This window comes from Haloarcula quadrata (assembly GCF_003634715.1).
GTDB lineage: Archaea > Halobacteriota > Halobacteria > Halobacteriales > Haloarculaceae > Haloarcula > Haloarcula marismortui.
The window spans coordinates 305398-323182 of the sequence record NZ_RBWW01000002.1 but is presented as its reverse complement, the minus strand read 5'-3'; the positions used below and the strand labels follow the sequence as shown (position 1 = coordinate 323182).

The following is a 17785-nucleotide window of genomic DNA, read 5'->3' as shown; positions in this document are numbered from 1 at the left end:
CGTAAAGCACGGTTATACCGGATACACACGACTGTACTCCATTCCACCCAGACACACATGATAAACCCTGTATTTTGTCCCGTCAGGGCTTCTCGCTTCTATTCCACCGCTATTCTGAATAGATGATGATGTAAACAGTAGATAAGTATAAATACTCCCTGCCAGACGGCGTGATTGATGCACCCTACCAGAAACCGCTGTATCGGAAGGTTTCGAGCGATAGACCTGCGTAGCGAGGTGGTGCCGAAATGAGAGTCCGACATCGCCTCCCGGAGCGGGTGGCTGGTGGAAGTTCGGCCTGTCCGGACGAACAGATTGCGGGGGTGAGAACCAATGTCTGAACACACACTGGTGTTGATGGCACTGCTACCACTGGCGACGATTGCGGTGCTGATGGTCGGGCTGTACCAGCCCGCGACACGGACGATGCCTATCGCGTGGGCGGTGGCGGCCATCGCCGCTTTCGTCGGCTGGCAGATGTCCCCTACGCTGATCGCCGCCGCATCAATACGTGGGGCGCTGACAGCGACCAGAATTCTTGTCATCGTCTTTGGGGCGATACTCCTGCTGTACACGCTGAAACAGTCCGGTGCGTTCGAGGTCATCAACGCAGGGTTCTCCTCGATTAGCGACGACCGGCGCGTACAGGTCATCCTGCTCGTCTTCCTCATGGGGTCGTTCATCGAGGGCGCGGCTGGCTTCGGGACGCCCGCAGCCATTGTTGGCCCGCTGCTGGTCGGTCTGGGTTTCCCGCCACTGGCTGCAGTGGTCGTTGCGCTCACGGGGAATATCCTCGCAATCACCTTCGGTGCGGTCGGGACGCCGCTGATCATCGGACTGCGTGACGTGGTGTTCGCGGAGGGCACGGGCGCCTCACAGCAGGTGCTTCAGCAGGGTGGCTTCGCGAGCGTCGGTGCCTACGTCGCCCAGATTGGCGTGTGGGCGGCGCTCATCCACGCTATCGTTGGCATCGCCATCCCGTTCATCGGCGTGGCGATGATGACCCGGTTCTTCGGCGAGGAGCGGTCGATCAAGCCTGCGCTCGAAGTCCTGCCGCTGTGCCTATTCGCGTGGGCTTCCTTTGCCATTCCGTACGTCGCTACCGCGTACTTCCTCGGCCCGACGTTCCCGGCGCTGCTGGGTGCGATGGTCGGGCTGCTCGTGGTCACGACGACGCTGCGAGCTGGCTACTTCCTCCCCGATGAGGAATGGGACTTCGGCCCGCAGGCCCAGTGGCCGGACCACTGGATCGGCAGCATCGAACCCGGAGAGGGTGTCGGCACCACGTCGGGCGGGAGCCGAGAGGGAACTGTTGCAGCCGACGGTGGCACGGCAACGTTTGAAGACTCGCACTCGCAGGATATGTCGCTGGGTATGGCCTGGCTGCCGTACCTCCTCGTCGCCGCGTTGCTCGTCGTGACCCGCGTCGTCGGTCCGGTTCAGGAGTTCCTGGCGACCAACGGCGTTCTCATGTGGAACAACATCCTTGGCACGCCGTTCTCGGAGGGCGTCGAGATGTTCTACCTCCCGGGGAGCCTCTTCGTGCTGGTTGCCGTGATTACCTACGCGCTTCACGGGATGTCTACCGACGAAATCAAGGCCTCGTGGAGTGAGGCGCTTCGGAACATTGCACCGGCTGTCGTCGCGCTGTGGTTCGCGGTCGCAACGGTCATGATCATGCAGCGGACCGGTAGTGCAATCGTGCTGGAGACCGCGCCGATCAACTCCGGGATGCTCGGTCTGTTGTCCGAAATCACGGCAAGTGGGACCGGCCAGATGTTCCCGTTCTTCTCGGGCTTCATCGGCGCGTTCGGCGCGTTCATCGCCGGTTCGAACACTGTCAGCGACATCCTGTTCGGGCTGTTCCAGTTCCAGGCCGCACAGCAGATCGGCGCGCCGACCCAGATCGTCGTTGCCGCACAGGCGGTCGGCGGCGCAATCGGCAATCTCATCGCGATTCACAACGTGGTCGCCGCCCTCACGGTGGTCGGCCTTATTGGCGAGGAGGGGCGTGTCATCCGCCTCGAACTGATTCCGGTGCTGTACTACGGCGTGTTCACGGGCATACTGACGCTCATTCTCGCCTACGTCGTGGCTCCGGGCGCGTTCTAACCCGACTCACCTACCCACCTACCCTCCACCTACTCCCTACTCATGGCATACGATTCCCGACTCCCCGAGCAACGTGACCCGGCGACAGACCCGAGCGCGAACTACGACTATCAGGGCGACAGCGTCAACCGACCGGACCTTGTTTCGGCGCTGGAGCAGCGCGTGGACGGCGACGTACGCTTCGACACGTACACTCGTGAGCTGTTCGCAACCGACGCGAGCGCGTACGAACAGCTCCCCATCGGCGTCGTCTCGCCGGTCTCGACCGAGGACGTGGTCGCGGTGATGGAGTACTGCGCCGCGGAGGATATTCCGGTGCTTCCACGGGGCGGCGGGACCAGTCTCGCCGGGCAGGCCGTCAATGAGGCGGTCGTCCTCGATTTCAAGCGGTACATGGATGAGCCGCTGTCGGTCGACCCGGATGCACAGCGGGCCCGTGCGCAGGTCGGCATCACTATCGCCCGGCTTAACGACCGGCTCGAACCCCACGGGCTGAAGTTCGCGCCGGACCCGGCGTGGGGTGATAAGAGCGTCCTCGGCGGTGCAATCGGAAACAACACGACCGGCGCACACTCGCTGAAATACGGCAAGACAGACGCCTATATCGAGGAGTGTGAGGTCGTTCTCGCGGACGGTACCCGGACGACCTTCGGCTGGGTCGATGTCGACGAGCTTGAAGCGCGGGCGGCCGAGGCCGGCCCGGACGCCGACCTCGAAACACGGATCTACGCCGAAGTCGCGAAGATCCTCGCAGAAGACGCCGCGGAGATCGACGACAAATATCCGGAGCTCAAACGCAATGTCTCCGGGTACAATCTGGACGAACTGGTCGACAGCGCCAGGGAGCGCGGCGAGGTCAACCTCGCCCGACTGCTCGCCGGGAGCGAGGGGACGCTGGCCGTCGTGACCGAAGCGACGGTCTCGCTTGAACCCGTCCCCGAGGCCACGGCCGTCGCCATGTTGACTTACGACGACATCATCTCCGCGATGGAGGACGTCGCCCCGATTCTCGACCACGACCCCTCGGCCGTCGAGGTGATGGACGACGTGTTACTTGACCTCGCGTCGGAGACGCCAGAGTTCGCCGATGTCGTCGGTATGCTTCCCGAGGAGACGGACTCGACGCTGCTCGTCGAGTTCTACGCGGATTCGGCCGAGGACGGCGCACAGAAGGTCGCCGACCTGCTCGCCGACCGGCTCCCGGGCTACGACGCCAGAGAGTCCCCGAGCGAGGAGGCGAATTCGGTTACCGATGCCCCAGTCCACGCTGTCGATGCGCTGGAGGCATACGACGCGGACCGGCAGGCGAAGTTCTGGAAGATGCGCAAGGCTGGGTTGCCGATCCTCCTGTCGCGGACTGGTGACGACAAGCACTGGCCGTTCGTCGAGGACACGGCGGTTCCGGCCGAGAATCTCCCGGAATACATCGCCGACATCCGGGAGTTGTTCGACGAGCACGACACATTTGCCTCCTACTACGCCCACGCTGGCCCCGGCGTCCTGCACATCAGGCCGCTATTGAACCTGAAATCCGGCGATGGCATCGAGACGATGGAGGCCATCTCCGACGCTATCACTGACCTTGTCGTCCAGTACGACGGGTCCGTATCGGGTGAACACGGCGACGGTCGCGCCCGAACCCAGTGGAACCGCAAGCTCTACGGCGACGACCTCTGGGAGACGTTCCGCGACCTGAAGTCGGCGTTCGACCCCGACTGGCGGCTGAACCCGGGGAACATCTGCGGCGAGCACGACCCGGCCGAGAACCTCCGGTACGACCCCGACTACGAGTTCGATGCGGGCTTCGACCCCGCACTCGACTGGGACAACGAGAACGGGTTCCAGGGGATGGTCGAACTCTGTCACGGCTGTGCGGGCTGTACCGGCCATCAGGAGACTACCGGCGGCGTCATGTGTCCGACCTACCGCGCCGCAGAGGAGGAAATCACGAGCACTCGCGGCCGGGCGAACATGCTCCGGTCGGCGATGGACGGGGACCTCCCCGACGACCCCTTCGAGGAGGAGTTCGTCACCGAGGTTCTGGACCTCTGTATCGGCTGTAAGGGCTGCAAAAAGGACTGTCCGAGCGGCGTTGACATGGCGAAGCTCAAGGCCGAGGTGGTCCACGAACATCACCAGCGAGAGGGTATTTCGCTTCGTGACCGGCTGTTCGCCAACGTCGAGACAGTGCTCTCGCTGGGAAGCACGTTCGCCCCGGTGTCGAACTGGCTGATGGACCTGCCGGGCTCGGGACTGCTCATGGAGAAAACGGTCGGTATCACGGAAGAGCGGACGCTACCCGGCTTCCACCGGACCACGTTCCGGGACTGGTGGGCTGACCGCGGCGGCGCAATGGTCGCGGCGAGCAAAGCTGACCGAAAGGCGCTCTTGCTTGCCGACCCCTACACGAACTATAGCCACCCGGACGTCGGGAAGGCCGCCGTAGAAGTGCTGGAGGCGGCGGGCGTCCACGTGGTCGTGCCTGACGGTGTGACCGACAGCGGTCGTCCCGCGTTCTCCAAGAGTATGCTGGACCACGCCCGCGAGACGGCACAGGCGAACGTGGACGCGCTCGCGCCACGAATCCGCGACGGCTGGGACGTGGTCACTATCGAACCTTCCGACGCAGTCATGTATCAGGTCGACTACTGTGACCTGCTCTCCGGCGACGATGTCGATACCGTCGCGGAGAACACGTACGGCATCTGCGAGTATCTCGACACGTACCGGCTGGGAGAGACGATCCCCTTCGACGAATCGGGCGACTCGCTGGCGTACCACGGCCACTGCCACCAGAAGGCGACGAAGAAAGACCACCACGCTGTCGGCGTTCTGCGCCGGGCCAGATATGCTGTCGACCCGCTTGATTCGGGCTGTTGTGGCATGGCCGGCAGTTTCGGCTACGAGGCCGAACACTACTCGATGAGCGAGGGTATCGCGGACCTCCTGCTGGGACAGATAGACGACTCCCCTGCTGAGCAAGTCGTCGCACCCGGCGCATCCTGCCGGTCCCAGATCGACGATTTCGGCGATGGCGAGACTGAGCCGCCACATCCCATCGAGATGGTCGCAGCGTCGATCCAGTAACCGGGTATGCAGCGACAACCCCCGGCAGTGATCAGAACCCAAACCCGTCTTTCTGCCTGACCGTGACGTCGTGCTCGGCAACTGTTGCCCGAAGCGCCTGTGTGAACGGTTCGGGGTCGAACTGACCGTGGACGCGAACCGTCGTCGCGGAGTCTGTCCGGGGCTGTGCGGTGATTTTCGGCCGACCGATTCGGCCACCCGTGTGGATATCGACGCTGTCGAGTGCGTCGTATGACTGTGTTTCGACCTGTTCGGCTGTCTCGATGGCCGCGGGGACGCCCTCCTCGACCACCTGTGACGCGAATGCGGCAGCCCGCTGGTCCGGCGACCCGAACAACAGGTCGACGGGTGTCAGATAGTCGTACTCGACGAAGTAGGCTCGCTCCGTACAGAACAACACGTCGATAAGCCGGAGCGGGTACGAGCCGCGCATCGTGTAATGCAAGTGGACGCGGAGTTCATCGGTCACGAGAACCACCCTTTCGCAGTGGCCGCGTCAGCGACCGTTCCGTCTGAGGCAACCTTCGCACGTCCCACCCGATACATCGTATACACCTGGACGAGTAGGAAGACCGCCCAGAGGGCGTACCCGCCCGGTGCACTGCCGAGTACGGTCGTCTGCACGGCGAACATCTGTAATCCCAGCCGTGTCGCCAGCCCAGTTCCAATCAGGAGGACGCTGAAATAGCCGAAAAACGCGGCTGCGACCCACATTGCGGCAATCCGACCCCAGCCCGGCATTGTGTGCTCCGGGAGCCGGACTGTATTGACGAGCTGGACGATGACGATGTATGGCCACATCAATAACCCGGACATCGACGCCCCAACGACGAGCAATCCGAAGGGGTCGGATATCGATATCGGCAGGGTGAGGATGAGCACGCCCCAGCCACAGAAGACGGTCAGGAGTCCCCAGAACAATCGTGGCAGACTCCAGCCCGCCTCCCGACCGTACAGCTCGTAGATAATATCGGAGCTGTTCCGGACGAACGACTCGATAATCGCGTATTCGGTCGTGAACAGGGCGAGAAACAGTGTGACGTAGATGACGCTCGTCGTGAACCCGCCGACCGACGGCGCAATCTCGATGAGCCACATATCGACTGCGTCACTCGTCGCCCCCGGTGCCTGTGACACCGCGATGACGACCAGCATCGTCGTGACCAGCAGGAGGCCCAGCAGGAAGGTCAACAGGTGTTCTAACTGTGTCACGCGCCACCAGCCCCGCCACCGTTTGAGGTTCTGCGTGTCCGGGGTGAACGTGAACCCGTCCTCGTGAACCGTCTCGGGGTCGTCGCCGGCGAAGGGGTTCTTGATTCGGCCCTGATACCGACCCATTCCGTAGCCTTTCTCCCGTATCCAGAGGCTCTGTGAGAGATTGAGGTAGCCGCCCGCGCCGGCGTAGGCCAGCGCTCCGACCAGCACAGCGATGGTTCCGACCGGCGAGTAGTCGCCGACTTCCGTCAGGCTCCCCGGGACGCTGACCAGTACGTCAAGCGACCCGATGAGAACGAACAGCAGCAGTGTGAACGCAATCGACAAGGCCACCAGGATTAGCTGGAGGCTCTCGACGACGTTGTACATCAGCGGCGTCACCTGGTATGTGACCCAGATGAACACCATGAGCCCGATGCCGAACAGTCGCCAGCCAACGATGTTGACGCCGGCGAAGTCGTACGTGCCGAGGGCGAGCCCTTCGGCCCCGATTCGTGCGGCGCTCGCAGCCCACCCTGGCCAGCCGAGACTGACGAACCCGCCTATAAGCATGGCTAGTGGGAGGACCGGGTGCACTCGCTCGAACGCTCGAAACACGCTTTCACCGGTCGCAAGGGTCCATCGCTGTATCTCTGTGTTGATGACAAAGTGGAGACAGACGGCCACGAGGAACAGCCAGTACAGCCCCCACCCGTAGCTGGCGACCAGATGTGGCCAGAACAGCGTCTCACCGCTGCCGAGCGACGCCCCGAGCATGATCGCGCTGGGACCCACGACATGGCGGAGCTTCGGTACTTTCGGCAACGAGAGTTCTCTGAACCGCCCGCCGGTCCCCGTGTCTGGATGGTCGTCGCTCTCCGGTGCCGCCTCGAGGTTATCGTATGCGACCGGGGTGTACGAGGAGATTGGGTAGCGCTGCTCTTTACGGGAGGCGTACACCTCTGCTGTCTCCGACTCCGTCTCTTCCGCTACGTCCGACTGTTCCGTCGGCTTTTCCTCTGGCATCGGTGAACTCACCCACCGACGTAGTGCCAGACGTGTCCGTGGTCGACAGCCAGGTCAACCTGTGGGAGGTCCTCCAGCGCAGGCCCGATAGCGTCCCACCACTCGTCAGCGGTCTTGTACCCCGCCGGATGCTCCTGAAACACTTCGGTAATGAGTTTCCCGGCATCGGTGTCGGGGTTTTCGCGGAGATAGTCGTACGCAGCCCGTAGCGCCGCACGCCGGTCGTCGAGTACATCCCCCGTCCCCGGCAGGTCCGCGTCGGCGATGCTGTGCTCGACCGGGGGCTCTCGTTCCTGTTGGGGTTCCGCGCCCGAGCCGACAAGCTGGGAGAACGGGATCCACCAGACCCGACTCCGTGCCCCGACTTTCCGCGTTTCCAGATCCCCTCGTTCTACGAGTACGTCGAGCTTGTTGTGTGCCGTTTTCCGGGAACAGCCGAGTGCGTCCATCACATCGGTTGCCGTCAACGGTTTCGCCTGGTCCGCCCGATCTTGAAACACCGAGAGCACTCGCTCCGGTGTGAACTCTGCCGTGGACGGTGGCGACCCGTCAGCCCGACCATCGTCCGCGGTATTGCTCATACGTAGCCATTACAGTCGTATGTAATAGACTTTTCTGCATAACCTCCGTTTCGGGAGCAAACACTTCCCCTCCGTCTGACGCTTGATAGACATCAATCACACACGAAGGCATGAATGTACCCTCTCAGTGGATACACCAACAATGGGGTATCAAAAAGCCTCTTCATTGGTCTCCCTCCGCCAGCGACCACGCTCCGTTGTATCAGTCTAATTCTTGCTCAGCCGGCTCCGGTGCAGACACCGACTGCTCGGTTTCTACGACCGCACGCTCTGGTAGTTCGATGTCAGGTTTCCGACCGAGCGTCAGCAGGCGCTCAGTGAGTGTTAGCTCCTCAGGACTGGGGCTGGGCTTTTGTACTTCCTCGTAGTCGACGATTACCTGCCCCGCCTCGGCCGTGATACGGACCGCACAGAGCTGGTACGAGGGGTAAAACACCGGGGGAAGCAGCCCGATGACACCGTCCCGACGGTGGAGCCGCTTGAGCCAAGTCCCGCTGTTGACGACTAACCCACCGTCGACTGACTGCACGCTCGGTCGGTGCGTGTGACCGTAGCAGAAGACAACCACGTCTTCCTTTTCGTCGAACACTTCGCGGGCGGCTTCCTTGTACGTCGTCTGAGTGTCGACTGTGAGGTCTGTCTCGAAAACGCCAAAGCGATTGATGGTCTTCTTGATATCCCGTCGAAGGAGATACAGCGGGATGCCCACGAGCAACAGGAGCCCGGCCAGCGACGCATTCACTACGAGCAGCACCCAGATGGCGGTCCCGACGGTTCCGAACTGGCCCAGAAACGACGTTGTCGTTTCGACCGGTGCCGACCAGACTCCGAGCAGGTTCAACGCCGCCAGAATCGCCAGGATAGCACTAACGTTGAACAACAGCAGGAACGGGACGAGTGCGTACCGCAACAGCGGGTTCATTTCCCGGTAGAAGTACTTCGAGAGCATCCACACCGGGACTCGTTCCGTTGGCGTCACCGCCTGCACGTCCTTGAGCCAGTTGTACCGACCCCGGTCCGAGAGCTGGCCGGCCCGACTCGTCACCAGCGTGTTGTAGTAGTAGCCAAGCGGTGTCACGTTGGTGTGGCCCCAGTCTTCGATGCGGTTGTTGGGGTCCTGCTGATTGCCGTGTTCGAAGTGGATGGCCTGGTCCCCGACCAGACGGGTAATTGACTTCGACTGGACGAGATTGACGTTGTACGCCGCGAACCGCTCCGCGTACTCGTCATAGGCCGCGAGTTCGTGGTCGTGATTCCCTGGGATCAGGGTTATTTCGATGTTCTCGCCGGTCTTTTGCAACTGCTCGAACAGCGACGGATAGGTCGCTTCGAGGACATCGAACTTCTCCAGTCCCGACATTCCGGTGAACTCCCACAGCCCGAACGCGTCGCCGTTAATGAGTAGCTCGACGTCCTCGTCGGTGGTCTCCAGCCGCGATAAAAAATCAAGCAGTTCGTCCAGAAACTCCACGTCCTCTAGCTGTTCGTCGCCGCCGATGTGGAGGTCGCTGATGACGTAATAGACGCGGTCGTCGGCGGTGCCGTCCATTGAATACGGGTTCTTGACCCACAGACAAAGGCGTTGCTCTCCGGGATATCACGGCGGCAGGTCGTCGCTTCGGCTGGGTGTGTCGCTGGAATACGTGTTCCCGCCGGTGTCGCGACCTGCCCGATTACAGTTCAAGCACGGCCCGGAATCGTGCTTCGTTGTCGATCATCCGGCCGTAGGCCTCATTCACCTCTTCGAGCGGGTAGGTCTCTATTTCCGGTGCGATGTCGCGAAGCGAACTGAACTCAAGCGTGTCCTGTGAGTCGCGTGCGTGTCCGGAGGCCCAGCCCTCGACAGCGCCCCGGGTCTGGACGAGTTGCTGTCCGCTCACCGCTACCGGTTCGCCGGGGACGCCCACAACCACGACGGAGCCGTCGACACCGATGCCGCTGACGATGGAACTGATGGCGTCACTCGACGGTGCCGTCGCCAGCACCACATCGGCCCCACCAAGCTCCTGCAGTCGCTGCCCGGCGTCTGTCTCCGCCGCGTTAATGAAGTGGTCGGCTCCAAGCTCTTTCGCCAGCGATTCTTTTTCGGGCGTTCGGGAGATCGCGGCCGTCTCGAAGCCAGCTGCGTGTGCATACTGGATACCGAGGTGACCGAGGCCGCCGACGCCCTGCACGGCGACGAGGTCGCCGACGTTCGCATCGCTGTTCCGCAGCGCGTTGAATGTCGTCACGCCCGCACAGAGGAGCGGTGCTGCGGCCGCCGCATCAAGTGATTCCGGAATCTTTGCGAGCGCCTCCGACGGTGCGGTCATGTACTCCGCGTACCCGCCGTCGTAGCTCAGCCCGGTGATTTCACCGTTCTCACACTGGAGGAAGTTCCCCTGCCGACACTGGTCACACGTCGAACAGTGGCCGCCGTGCCAGCCGACGCCGACTCTGTCGCCCACCTCCCAGGCGTCGACAGCGTCGCCGACGGCGTCTACGTGGCCCGCCACCTCGTGGCCGGGAACCCGCGGATAGGAGACGACCGGGTTGGTCCCTTCTTTGGCGAACACGTCGCTGTGACAGATGCCACAGGCGTCGACCGAGACCCGTACCTCGCCGGGGTCCGGCTCGGGCACGTCTCGTTCGACGACCTCGAAGTCAGCCCCTGGCTCGGGTACGACTGCCGCTTGCATTGTATCAGACATATCGCTACTTTCGGCTCGACGCTGATAAGCGGCCAGTTAGCAGAGAGCTGTACGGGGCGTTTGTTGGGATGTCCGACCAGACCGCACCGAGGCGGCTCCTCGTTCAGGACCGGAGCCGCTGGATTCGCTTCTCTGTCGGCGGGTGGGTCGAAAACAGCTTCTCAAACAGCCCCTTGTCGGCGTTGAAAATACAGAGGGCGTTCATGCTGTCGTCGACGGCTGATTCCCGCCCCTCCGCACCGCGAGAGATTTTTTCGAGCGCACGGGCCAGCGGCTCGCCGGTGCCGATGGCGCGGCGCGCGTCCGCGTCGGCAACGTATTCCCGATACCTCGAAATCGCCAGCACGAACACCATGACCAGCGCGTTCGCGAGCGAGGAGGCGATCATCGCCATGATCCAGGAACCGATGTTTCGCTCGCCGCCGAACAGCACTGCGAAGTAAGCGACGTAGCCGACGAGCATTCCGATGGACTGCCCGACGACCATTGTGATGACGTCCCGGTTCTTGATGTGTGCCAGTTCGTGCGCGATGACGCCCTCCAGTTCGTCATCGTCCAGCAGTTGCATCAGTTCGCTCGACACGACGACGACACCCGCACCTTTCCGGCCGACGGCGAAGGCGTTGGGCACGCCCATGTCCATCACCATCAGTCGCGGCTCCTCGATACTCATATCTCTGCAGAGCCGCCGAACCATCTGGTGGACGTAGCCGAACCGCTGGTCGTCCGGCATCTCCTCCGCGCCACGGAGTGCCAGCCACTTCCCGAGCTTGTACTGGATCGCCGGCACGACGAGGATGCCGACGAGGAGCACCGGGACAAGCGGCAGGCCTAACAGCACCGACAGTGCCGTTCCGGCGAAAACGTAGAACGCGAACAGAACCGCACCGACGACAAGCATCCGCACCTGTAATCCGAAATCTGTCATACAGGGTCAAATCCGTCCGGCCACATAAACCGTCTGGCTGATAGCGCCGCTTGCGTCACTGGATTTCGCTGCGGATACAGCGCTTACGGCTTGTGGAGCGCGTAACTCCGTCGCCCATGGGTTTCAAGCGTGAGAGACGCCAGCCGCCAGTCGGTCTCTGAACAGAACTGGTGGACGGCAGGGATGACGCCGTTCACGATTTTGTAGTCGTCGCCCGTAATGTACCCGTCATCTGCGACTGCTCGCTGGCTCTCTCTGAGTTCGGCCAGCGTGGCCTCGTATTCGTGGGAACTGTTGATGTACACCCAGTCGAGCGAGTCAGTGTCGGTCTCACGGAGCACGGTAATCGGCTCAGCGTCCCGCAGATGTACAGTGCCCTGATGACCGCTGAATCGTTGCTTAGCAGCCTGCCGCTCTTCGTCGTTGTCCCACTGGTCGACCAGATAGAGCGTTTCCGGCCGCGTGACCCTGCTGATTGATTCGGCGAAGGAACCGTCTCCAGTACCGAACTCGGCGGCGGTCCCGCTGGTCGGCAGGTGTTCGAGGAGATCCGTCCGTTGGGGGAGAACTTGCACGTGTTCGAGCGCTGCCGCCGGGAGCGACGCCGGCACGCCTTCCTTCCGGTCCAGAATGGCCGCTGCTGCGGCTCCTTCTGTCGTGTCGGGTGGGAACGCAGTCTGATAGAGTCCGGCAATCAGCGGGTAGAGACGGTCCGGACAGGACTCGGTGATAGCGCGCTTTGCCCACGATAGTGACATTATTTTGAAATGATACTGCAACGGAGAGTAAAAGCATGCCGACTCCCCGCTCGCTATAGAGCCGAAAAGCTATGCGCCTGGGTCCGAAACGGCACTGGCATGCCTGTTTCCCGCTTTCTCCGACGGTTCCGGCCCTACTCTGTCCCGATCTGTCTGTTTACGGTGGTCGGCGCTGCCGTGTTGTTCGTGCCGGTGCTGGTTCTCGGGGACGCGACCGGACGCACATACGCCCTGACCGTGGCGGTTCTCATCGTCGCAATCTCGTCGGTCCTTCCGTACGCTGCCGCCGTCGGTGTTCTAACGGTCCCGTTCCTCTACACTGGCGTCGGGAGCTATGCGTCGCCGGCGGTCCTGCCGACCGACGCAGAGTCCCTTGCGCTGGCCGGAGTCCTCCGACACGTGGTCGCGGGCATCTCGTATGTCGTCGCGGCCACCGCTGTCGGCGCTGTCGGCATCGGCCTTGATTTCGCAGCTTCGAGTGGGTCGGAGCCGTTTCCGGCGGTCGGTTTCCCGTCGTTTCCGTCACTCGGGGTTCCGCCGTTTCTGCTGCTCGGGGGCGTGGTCACCGCTGGTGTCTACGTTACGGTTCAACTGTGGCGGTACGGGAAATCGCTCCGGGACCTTGGTTGGGAGACCGTTCTCGGCACGGGCGTTCTCGGCTTGCTCCTCGCTGTGGCGCCTGTGGTCGCGCTCTGGATTTTCGGGTCGTACGGCTTCTGACCGTCCCCGTGTTCCCTGCGAGAGCCGGCTTATTTGCAGACCGTCCGATAGTCGGTGCTACCCGCCGCCTTCCAAACGGCTTAATGGCGCAAGCATCAGTACTCAATAATGACTCAGCAACAGTCCCCGACAGATGGAGGTCCACGAGCGAGCGGTATGCCGATGCTCGGCCTCGGTACCTGGCAGAATGAAGACGCAGAACAGTGTGCCGAGAGCGTTCGGACGGCGCTGGAGGCCGGCTACCGACATATTGACACCGCACAGGCATACGACAATGAAAGCGCAGTCGGCGACGGTATCGCTGCCGCTGACGTGGACCGCGACGATATTTTCCTGGCGACGAAGGTCTGGATATCGAATCTCTCGCACGACGACGTGATCGAGACGACCGAGGAGAGCCTCGACAAACTCGGCGTCGATTCGGTGGACCTGCTGTACGTTCACTGGGCGGCGGGCGAGTATGAGCCTGAAGAGACGCTACCTGCGTTCGACGAACTCGTCGACCGCGGCCTTATCGACAACGTCGGCGTCTCGAACTTCGAACCGCACCACGTCGAAACGGCGATGGACGTGCTCGATGCTCCGGTGTTCGCAAATCAGGTCGAGACGCACCCGTTCCTCCAGCAGTCGGAACTCCGTGAGCACGCGGCCGAACAGGACTACGAACTGGTCGCGTACTCGCCGCTGGCCCGCGGTGAAGTGTTCGGTCACGATGTCATCGAAGCCATCGCCGACGACCACGACGCCAGCGAAGCGCAGGTCAGCCTCGCGTGGCTCCGTGAGAAGGGTGTGACGGCGATTCCGAAGGCTACGAGTGAAGCCCACATTACGGACAATCTGGCGAGCCTTGACCTGTCGCTGACGGACGCCGACATCGACCGTATCGACAATATCGATACTGTCGACCGACGTGTCGACCCGGATTTCGGGCCGGCCGCGTGGGACTAAGTCGGCGTCGGAGTTTCTCGGCCGAGTTTGCTAATCGGCTGTCGGTCCGTGACACCATGTCTCTCACAGCCCTCTTCACATTTCGACCCCTTGAACAGGTAATGAGATATTTTTGTTCTGACGGGTGGTCCAACTGACCTGGCCTATGCTGCGGTCCGCGGTCACTGAGCGTCCCTCAATCCCGGCTCGCTACCGCGACAGCGCACTGTTTGTCCTGCTCGCCGTGTTGTTTGGTGGCTCGTTCGTCGCAATCAAAACCGGGCTTCGTGAGCTGCCACCGGTGCTGTTTGCTGGCCTCCGGTTCGACTTGGCGGCGGTGACGTTGCTTGGCTACATCGTCTTTACCCGGCCCCGGTCGACGTGGCTACCCCGGACTCGCGGCGACTTCGTGGGTATCGGGATGGCGGCGCTGTTCCTGATCGCGCTCAACAACGGCCTGTTGTTCCTTGGCCAGGGCGCGACAACGCCCGCAGCGGCGTCCGTGATGTACGGTCTGAACCCGATACTCGCCCCTGTCTTCGCCTGGTGGCTGCTGGGCGACCGACTCTCGTGGCTCGGCGCGCTCGGTATCGGTGTCGCGCTGAGCGGCGTTATCCTCATCGTACAGCCGTCGCCGTCGACGTTCACCGACGCGAGCGCTATCGGGCAACTGCTCGTCCTCGGGGCGGCCGCGGCCGTTGCGCTGGGAAGCGTGCTGCTCCAGCGTGTCGGTCCGCAGATGGACAGTACTCCGCTGACTGCGTGGGCGATGGCCGTCGGCGCGGTGCTCCTCCACGTCGCAAGCCTGCTGGTCGGGGAGCCACCCACGGCCGTCATCGGCATCGGCCCGGAGACGATTGCGAGCATCGTGGCTGTGGGCATTCCCTCGACGGCAGTCGCCTACGCCATCTACTTCGGCCTCATCAATCGCATCGGCCCGGTTCGTGCGAACCTGGTCGCCTATGTCGTGCCGATATTCGCCGCGCTCATGGGCTGGGTCCTGCTCGGCTCGTCGGTGTCACTGTGGACGCTTGTCGGCTTCCTCGTCGTCGTTGCGGGCTTTGCCCTCATCGAGCGCGTGACGATCCGGATGGAGCTTCGCCGGCTCTACCGCCGGTTCGAAGACACGTCGCCGAAGCAGACGCCGCCGTGTGACGACTGAACGCCTCGGTAACTACAACCGCGGCGGACGCGTTACGTTCTGTGACCGTCTCAGTGGTTTCCTGCCGGTGACACAGGCCAAGCCAATCATGTACCGGCAGCTCCTAGCTACGGTATGGACCCTTCTGACGTGGAAACTGTGTTCGTCGCCGGAGCCAGCGGTGGGACTGGGCGAGCGACGCTCCGACTGCTCAGTTCGCGTGTGCCGACGGTCCGGGCATTGACCAGCACCTCGGCAAAAACAGACGACCTGCAGGCGGCCGGCGCTGACGAGGTTGTCGTCGACGACTTGCTGCATCCGATTGCGCTGACCGATTCGCTGTCGGATGTCGATGTCGTCCTGAGCGCCGTCGGGTCGGACATCACGGATGTCTGGTCACAAGATGAGTACGTCGACGGTGCGGGAACGACCAATCTACTCGATGCGGCTGCCGACGCCGGCGTGGAGGCGTTCGTCATGGAATCCGCCATCGGCGTCGGCGACGAACCGGCCAGTCCGCTCGCGGCGGCCTTCGATGTTGCCATCCAGCCGATACAGCGCGCCAAAGCAACGGCCGAGGCCGCAATCCGTGAGGCGCCGGTTCGACACACAATTCTCCGTCCTGGCGTCCTCACGAACGGGCCCCGAACTGACACCGTCTCCGTTGCCGAACCCGGCGCGAAGCTCTGGGGAAGCGTTTCGCGGGCCGACGTAGCCCGACTGATGATTGCTGCGCCTGTCACACCGGCGGCGGAAGACCGGACGCTGGAAGTCGTTGCGAAGCCGTCGTTCCCGGACCGCGCGCTACATATCGATTGGCAGCTCCCGCAAAGCGGGCATGCGGGAACCGTGACGGTCGATACCACAGACGGCGGCCCGTAGCGGGCAAGCTACCCGTGTGCAAATACGGCTCCAGCGTGAAAGGTCCCTGATGACTGCTGTGGACCACGCGAACGCCGGGTATCGGCGACTGTACGAGCAGGACGGGCTCTCGTTCGGGCTTGGATTTCCGCTCACAGACGAAACGGAGTCGACGCCGGATATCGACGCAGAACTCCGGCTGGCAAGCCACGCCGAAGCAGTCGGGTTCGACGCGCTCTGGGCGCGAGACGTGCCGACGTACTGGCCGCGGTTCGAGGACGCCGGCGGGGCCTTCGACCCGTGGTCGCTGCTGTCCCACGTCGCCGCCCACACCGAGTCAGTGGCGCTCGGCACATCGAGCATTGTTCTCCCGCTGCGCCACCCGCTCCACGTGGCAAAGTCGGCCGCGTCTGTCGACCGGCTCTCCGACGGCCGTCTCGTGCTTGGCGTTGCCTCGGGCGACCGCGACCCGGAGTATCCGGCGTTCGGTGTTGACCCCGAGAACCGGGGCCAACTGGTGCGTGAAAGCGTCGATGCACTCCGCGCGCTCTGGCGAGAGGAGTACCCGACGCTTGAGGGTTCCTGGGGCCAGATTGACGGTGAACTGGATGTTCTCCCGAAGCCGACGACAGATACGCTCCCGCTGTTTCCGACCGGGAACGCCAGACAATCGACGGAGTGGATCGCCGAGAACGGCGACGGCTGGATATTCTACCACCTTCCCGAATCGACGCTTGAGTCGTATCTCGACACGTGGCGCGGTCACGCGCCACAGAAGCCGTTCACGATTGCCCTGCAGGTCGAGTTCGCCGATGACCCGACGGCCGAGCCCGAACCGCTTCACCTTGGCTATCGGGCCGGCGTCGAGTGGTTCCGAGAGTATTTCCGACGGCTCGACGACTACGGCCTTGACCATGTTATAGTTGGGCTTCGTGCTGCGGAGCCAGCGGCGGCGATGACGACGTTCGCCAGCGAAGTCATCGAGGAACTGTGACTCCAGCCGTCGATGGCCGTCTATGTTGATCTCGCGGCGCGGTCACTCTGAGATATCTGGATACGACTGTCGACCGCCCTGTGTCTTTCTGGCGACCAATTGAGCGGTGGCGGCGGTCGTCCCGTCCGTCGTCGTGGTTCGCTCGTCGTAGTGTAGCACGGTCAGCCCGAGTCCCGCCCTGAGCAGTTCGTTCGAGGCGAACCGGTATCGGTCTCCCGAGGGGCCGCCGTCCACGTCGTCGGTCGTCCGGAGGTGGTGCTGAATGAACAGACAGCCGCCGTCGGCCAGCGCCTCAATGATATCGGGGAGGCGGTCGACGGGCCGATAGAAGCTAATCGTAATGACATCGTACGTCGACGCCGGGTACGCGAACGATTCGAGATCTGCCTGTAGCCACTCGATATCGCCTTCGACGCCAGCCGCGCGTGCGTTTTCACGGGCAATCTGAAGCCCCGCACGCGACTGGTCGACCGCATCGACGCGGTACCCGGCCGCTGCGACCGGCAGTGCGTTGCGCCCGGTCCCAGTTGCGATGTCAAGCGCCCGACCCGGTGGGAAGGTCGGCAGGTATCGTTCTAACACTGGATGTGGGTCCGGACGTTGCGGGTACGTCCCCGTTCGGTATCGCTCGTCCCAGGTCGTCATGGCTCCGGTAACCACCCGCCAAGACATGAAGCCTGTGGGCTGTGCCACAGCGCTTGCGTTGCGTTCCGTTTCCGGGCGCGACAATCTCAACTGACTTATTTGCACACCTGTGACCTATCCA

15 protein-coding genes are annotated in these 17785 nt (G+C 62.8%); 7 read left to right on the top strand and 8 right to left on the bottom strand.

Annotated features, from left to right (window positions below; translation table 11 throughout):
- Window positions 1–333: 333 nt before the first annotated feature.
- The gene (locus tag BDK61_RS18820) at window positions 334–2112 is read left to right on the top strand and encodes an L-lactate permease (RefSeq protein WP_004965411.1); all 1779 of its coding nucleotides are present in this window, start codon (window positions 334–336) and stop codon (window positions 2110–2112) included.
- 42 nt (window positions 2113–2154) lie between these two features.
- A complete protein-coding gene (locus tag BDK61_RS18815) occupies window positions 2155–5199 on the top strand; it encodes an FAD-binding and (Fe-S)-binding domain-containing protein (protein WP_121304107.1) in 3045 nt (1014 codons plus the stop codon).
- Window positions 5200–5230: 31 nt separating this feature from the next.
- Here the strand turns inward: BDK61_RS18815 and BDK61_RS18810 are convergent, their stop codons facing one another.
- The 7 genes from BDK61_RS18810 to BDK61_RS18780 form a co-directional block, all read right to left on the bottom strand.
- Window positions 5231–5677 carry a hypothetical protein gene (locus BDK61_RS18810; protein WP_121304105.1) on the bottom strand — a complete coding sequence of 149 codons (447 nt, stop codon included), beginning with the start codon at window positions 5675–5677 and terminating at the stop codon, window positions 5231–5233.
- On the bottom strand, window positions 5665–7419 hold the full coding sequence (locus BDK61_RS18805; RefSeq protein ID WP_121304103.1) for an Nramp family divalent metal transporter: 1755 nt from the start codon (window positions 7417–7419) through the stop codon (window positions 5665–5667). The genes BDK61_RS18810 and BDK61_RS18805 overlap by 13 nt, the downstream gene beginning before the upstream one ends.
- Before the next feature lie 8 nt (window positions 7420–7427).
- Window positions 7428–8000: a helix-turn-helix transcriptional regulator gene (locus tag BDK61_RS18800; protein WP_004965402.1), complete on the bottom strand. Its 573-nt coding sequence runs from the start codon at window positions 7998–8000 to the stop codon at window positions 7428–7430.
- 202 nt (window positions 8001–8202) lie between these two features.
- Window positions 8203–9549, bottom strand: a complete 1347-nt coding sequence (locus BDK61_RS18795) for a metallophosphoesterase (RefSeq protein WP_121304101.1) — start codon at window positions 9547–9549, stop codon at window positions 8203–8205.
- A 124-nt stretch (window positions 9550–9673) separates the two neighbouring features.
- Window positions 9674–10678 (bottom strand): alcohol dehydrogenase, encoded by a 1005-nt coding sequence (locus BDK61_RS18790; protein WP_167467405.1) that lies wholly within the window; start codon window positions 10676–10678, stop codon window positions 9674–9676.
- Window positions 10679–10793: 115 nt separating this feature from the next.
- Window positions 10794–11618 carry a M48 family metallopeptidase gene (locus tag BDK61_RS18785; RefSeq protein WP_011222692.1) on the bottom strand — a complete coding sequence of 275 codons (825 nt, stop codon included), beginning with the start codon at window positions 11616–11618 and terminating at the stop codon, window positions 10794–10796.
- 83 nt (window positions 11619–11701) lie between these two features.
- Window positions 11702–12376, bottom strand: coding sequence for a class I SAM-dependent methyltransferase (locus tag BDK61_RS18780; protein ID WP_121304097.1), 675 nt, complete (start codon window positions 12374–12376; stop codon window positions 11702–11704).
- Window positions 12377–12475: 99 nt separating this feature from the next.
- On the opposite strand from BDK61_RS18780, the gene BDK61_RS18775 reads away from it, so the two are divergent.
- The 5 genes from BDK61_RS18775 to BDK61_RS18755 all read left to right on the top strand — a co-directional run bounded on the left by BDK61_RS18775 (window position 12476) and on the right by BDK61_RS18755 (window position 17019).
- Window positions 12476–13096: a hypothetical protein gene (locus tag BDK61_RS18775; protein ID WP_174790012.1), complete on the top strand. Its 621-nt coding sequence runs from the start codon at window positions 12476–12478 to the stop codon at window positions 13094–13096.
- 156 nt (window positions 13097–13252) lie between these two features.
- Window positions 13253–14044: an aldo/keto reductase gene (locus BDK61_RS18770; protein ID WP_004965389.1), complete on the top strand. Its 792-nt coding sequence runs from the start codon at window positions 13253–13255 to the stop codon at window positions 14042–14044.
- Between the two features lie 145 nt (window positions 14045–14189).
- Window positions 14190–15185 (top strand): DMT family transporter, encoded by a 996-nt coding sequence (locus BDK61_RS18765; protein ID WP_011222695.1) that lies wholly within the window; start codon window positions 14190–14192, stop codon window positions 15183–15185.
- 114 nt (window positions 15186–15299) lie between these two features.
- A complete protein-coding gene (locus tag BDK61_RS18760) occupies window positions 15300–16046 on the top strand; it encodes an NAD(P)-binding oxidoreductase (RefSeq protein ID WP_121304095.1) in 747 nt (248 codons plus the stop codon).
- A gap of 49 nt (window positions 16047–16095) precedes the next feature.
- Window positions 16096–17019 carry an LLM class oxidoreductase gene (locus BDK61_RS18755; protein WP_121304093.1) on the top strand — a complete coding sequence of 308 codons (924 nt, stop codon included), beginning with the start codon at window positions 16096–16098 and terminating at the stop codon, window positions 17017–17019.
- A 42-nt stretch (window positions 17020–17061) separates the two neighbouring features.
- Here BDK61_RS18755 and BDK61_RS18750 read toward each other — a convergent pair whose 3' ends face one another.
- Window positions 17062–17664: a class I SAM-dependent methyltransferase gene (locus tag BDK61_RS18750; RefSeq protein WP_049938589.1), complete on the bottom strand. Its 603-nt coding sequence runs from the start codon at window positions 17662–17664 to the stop codon at window positions 17062–17064.
- Between the last annotated feature and the right edge of the window lie 121 nt (window positions 17665–17785).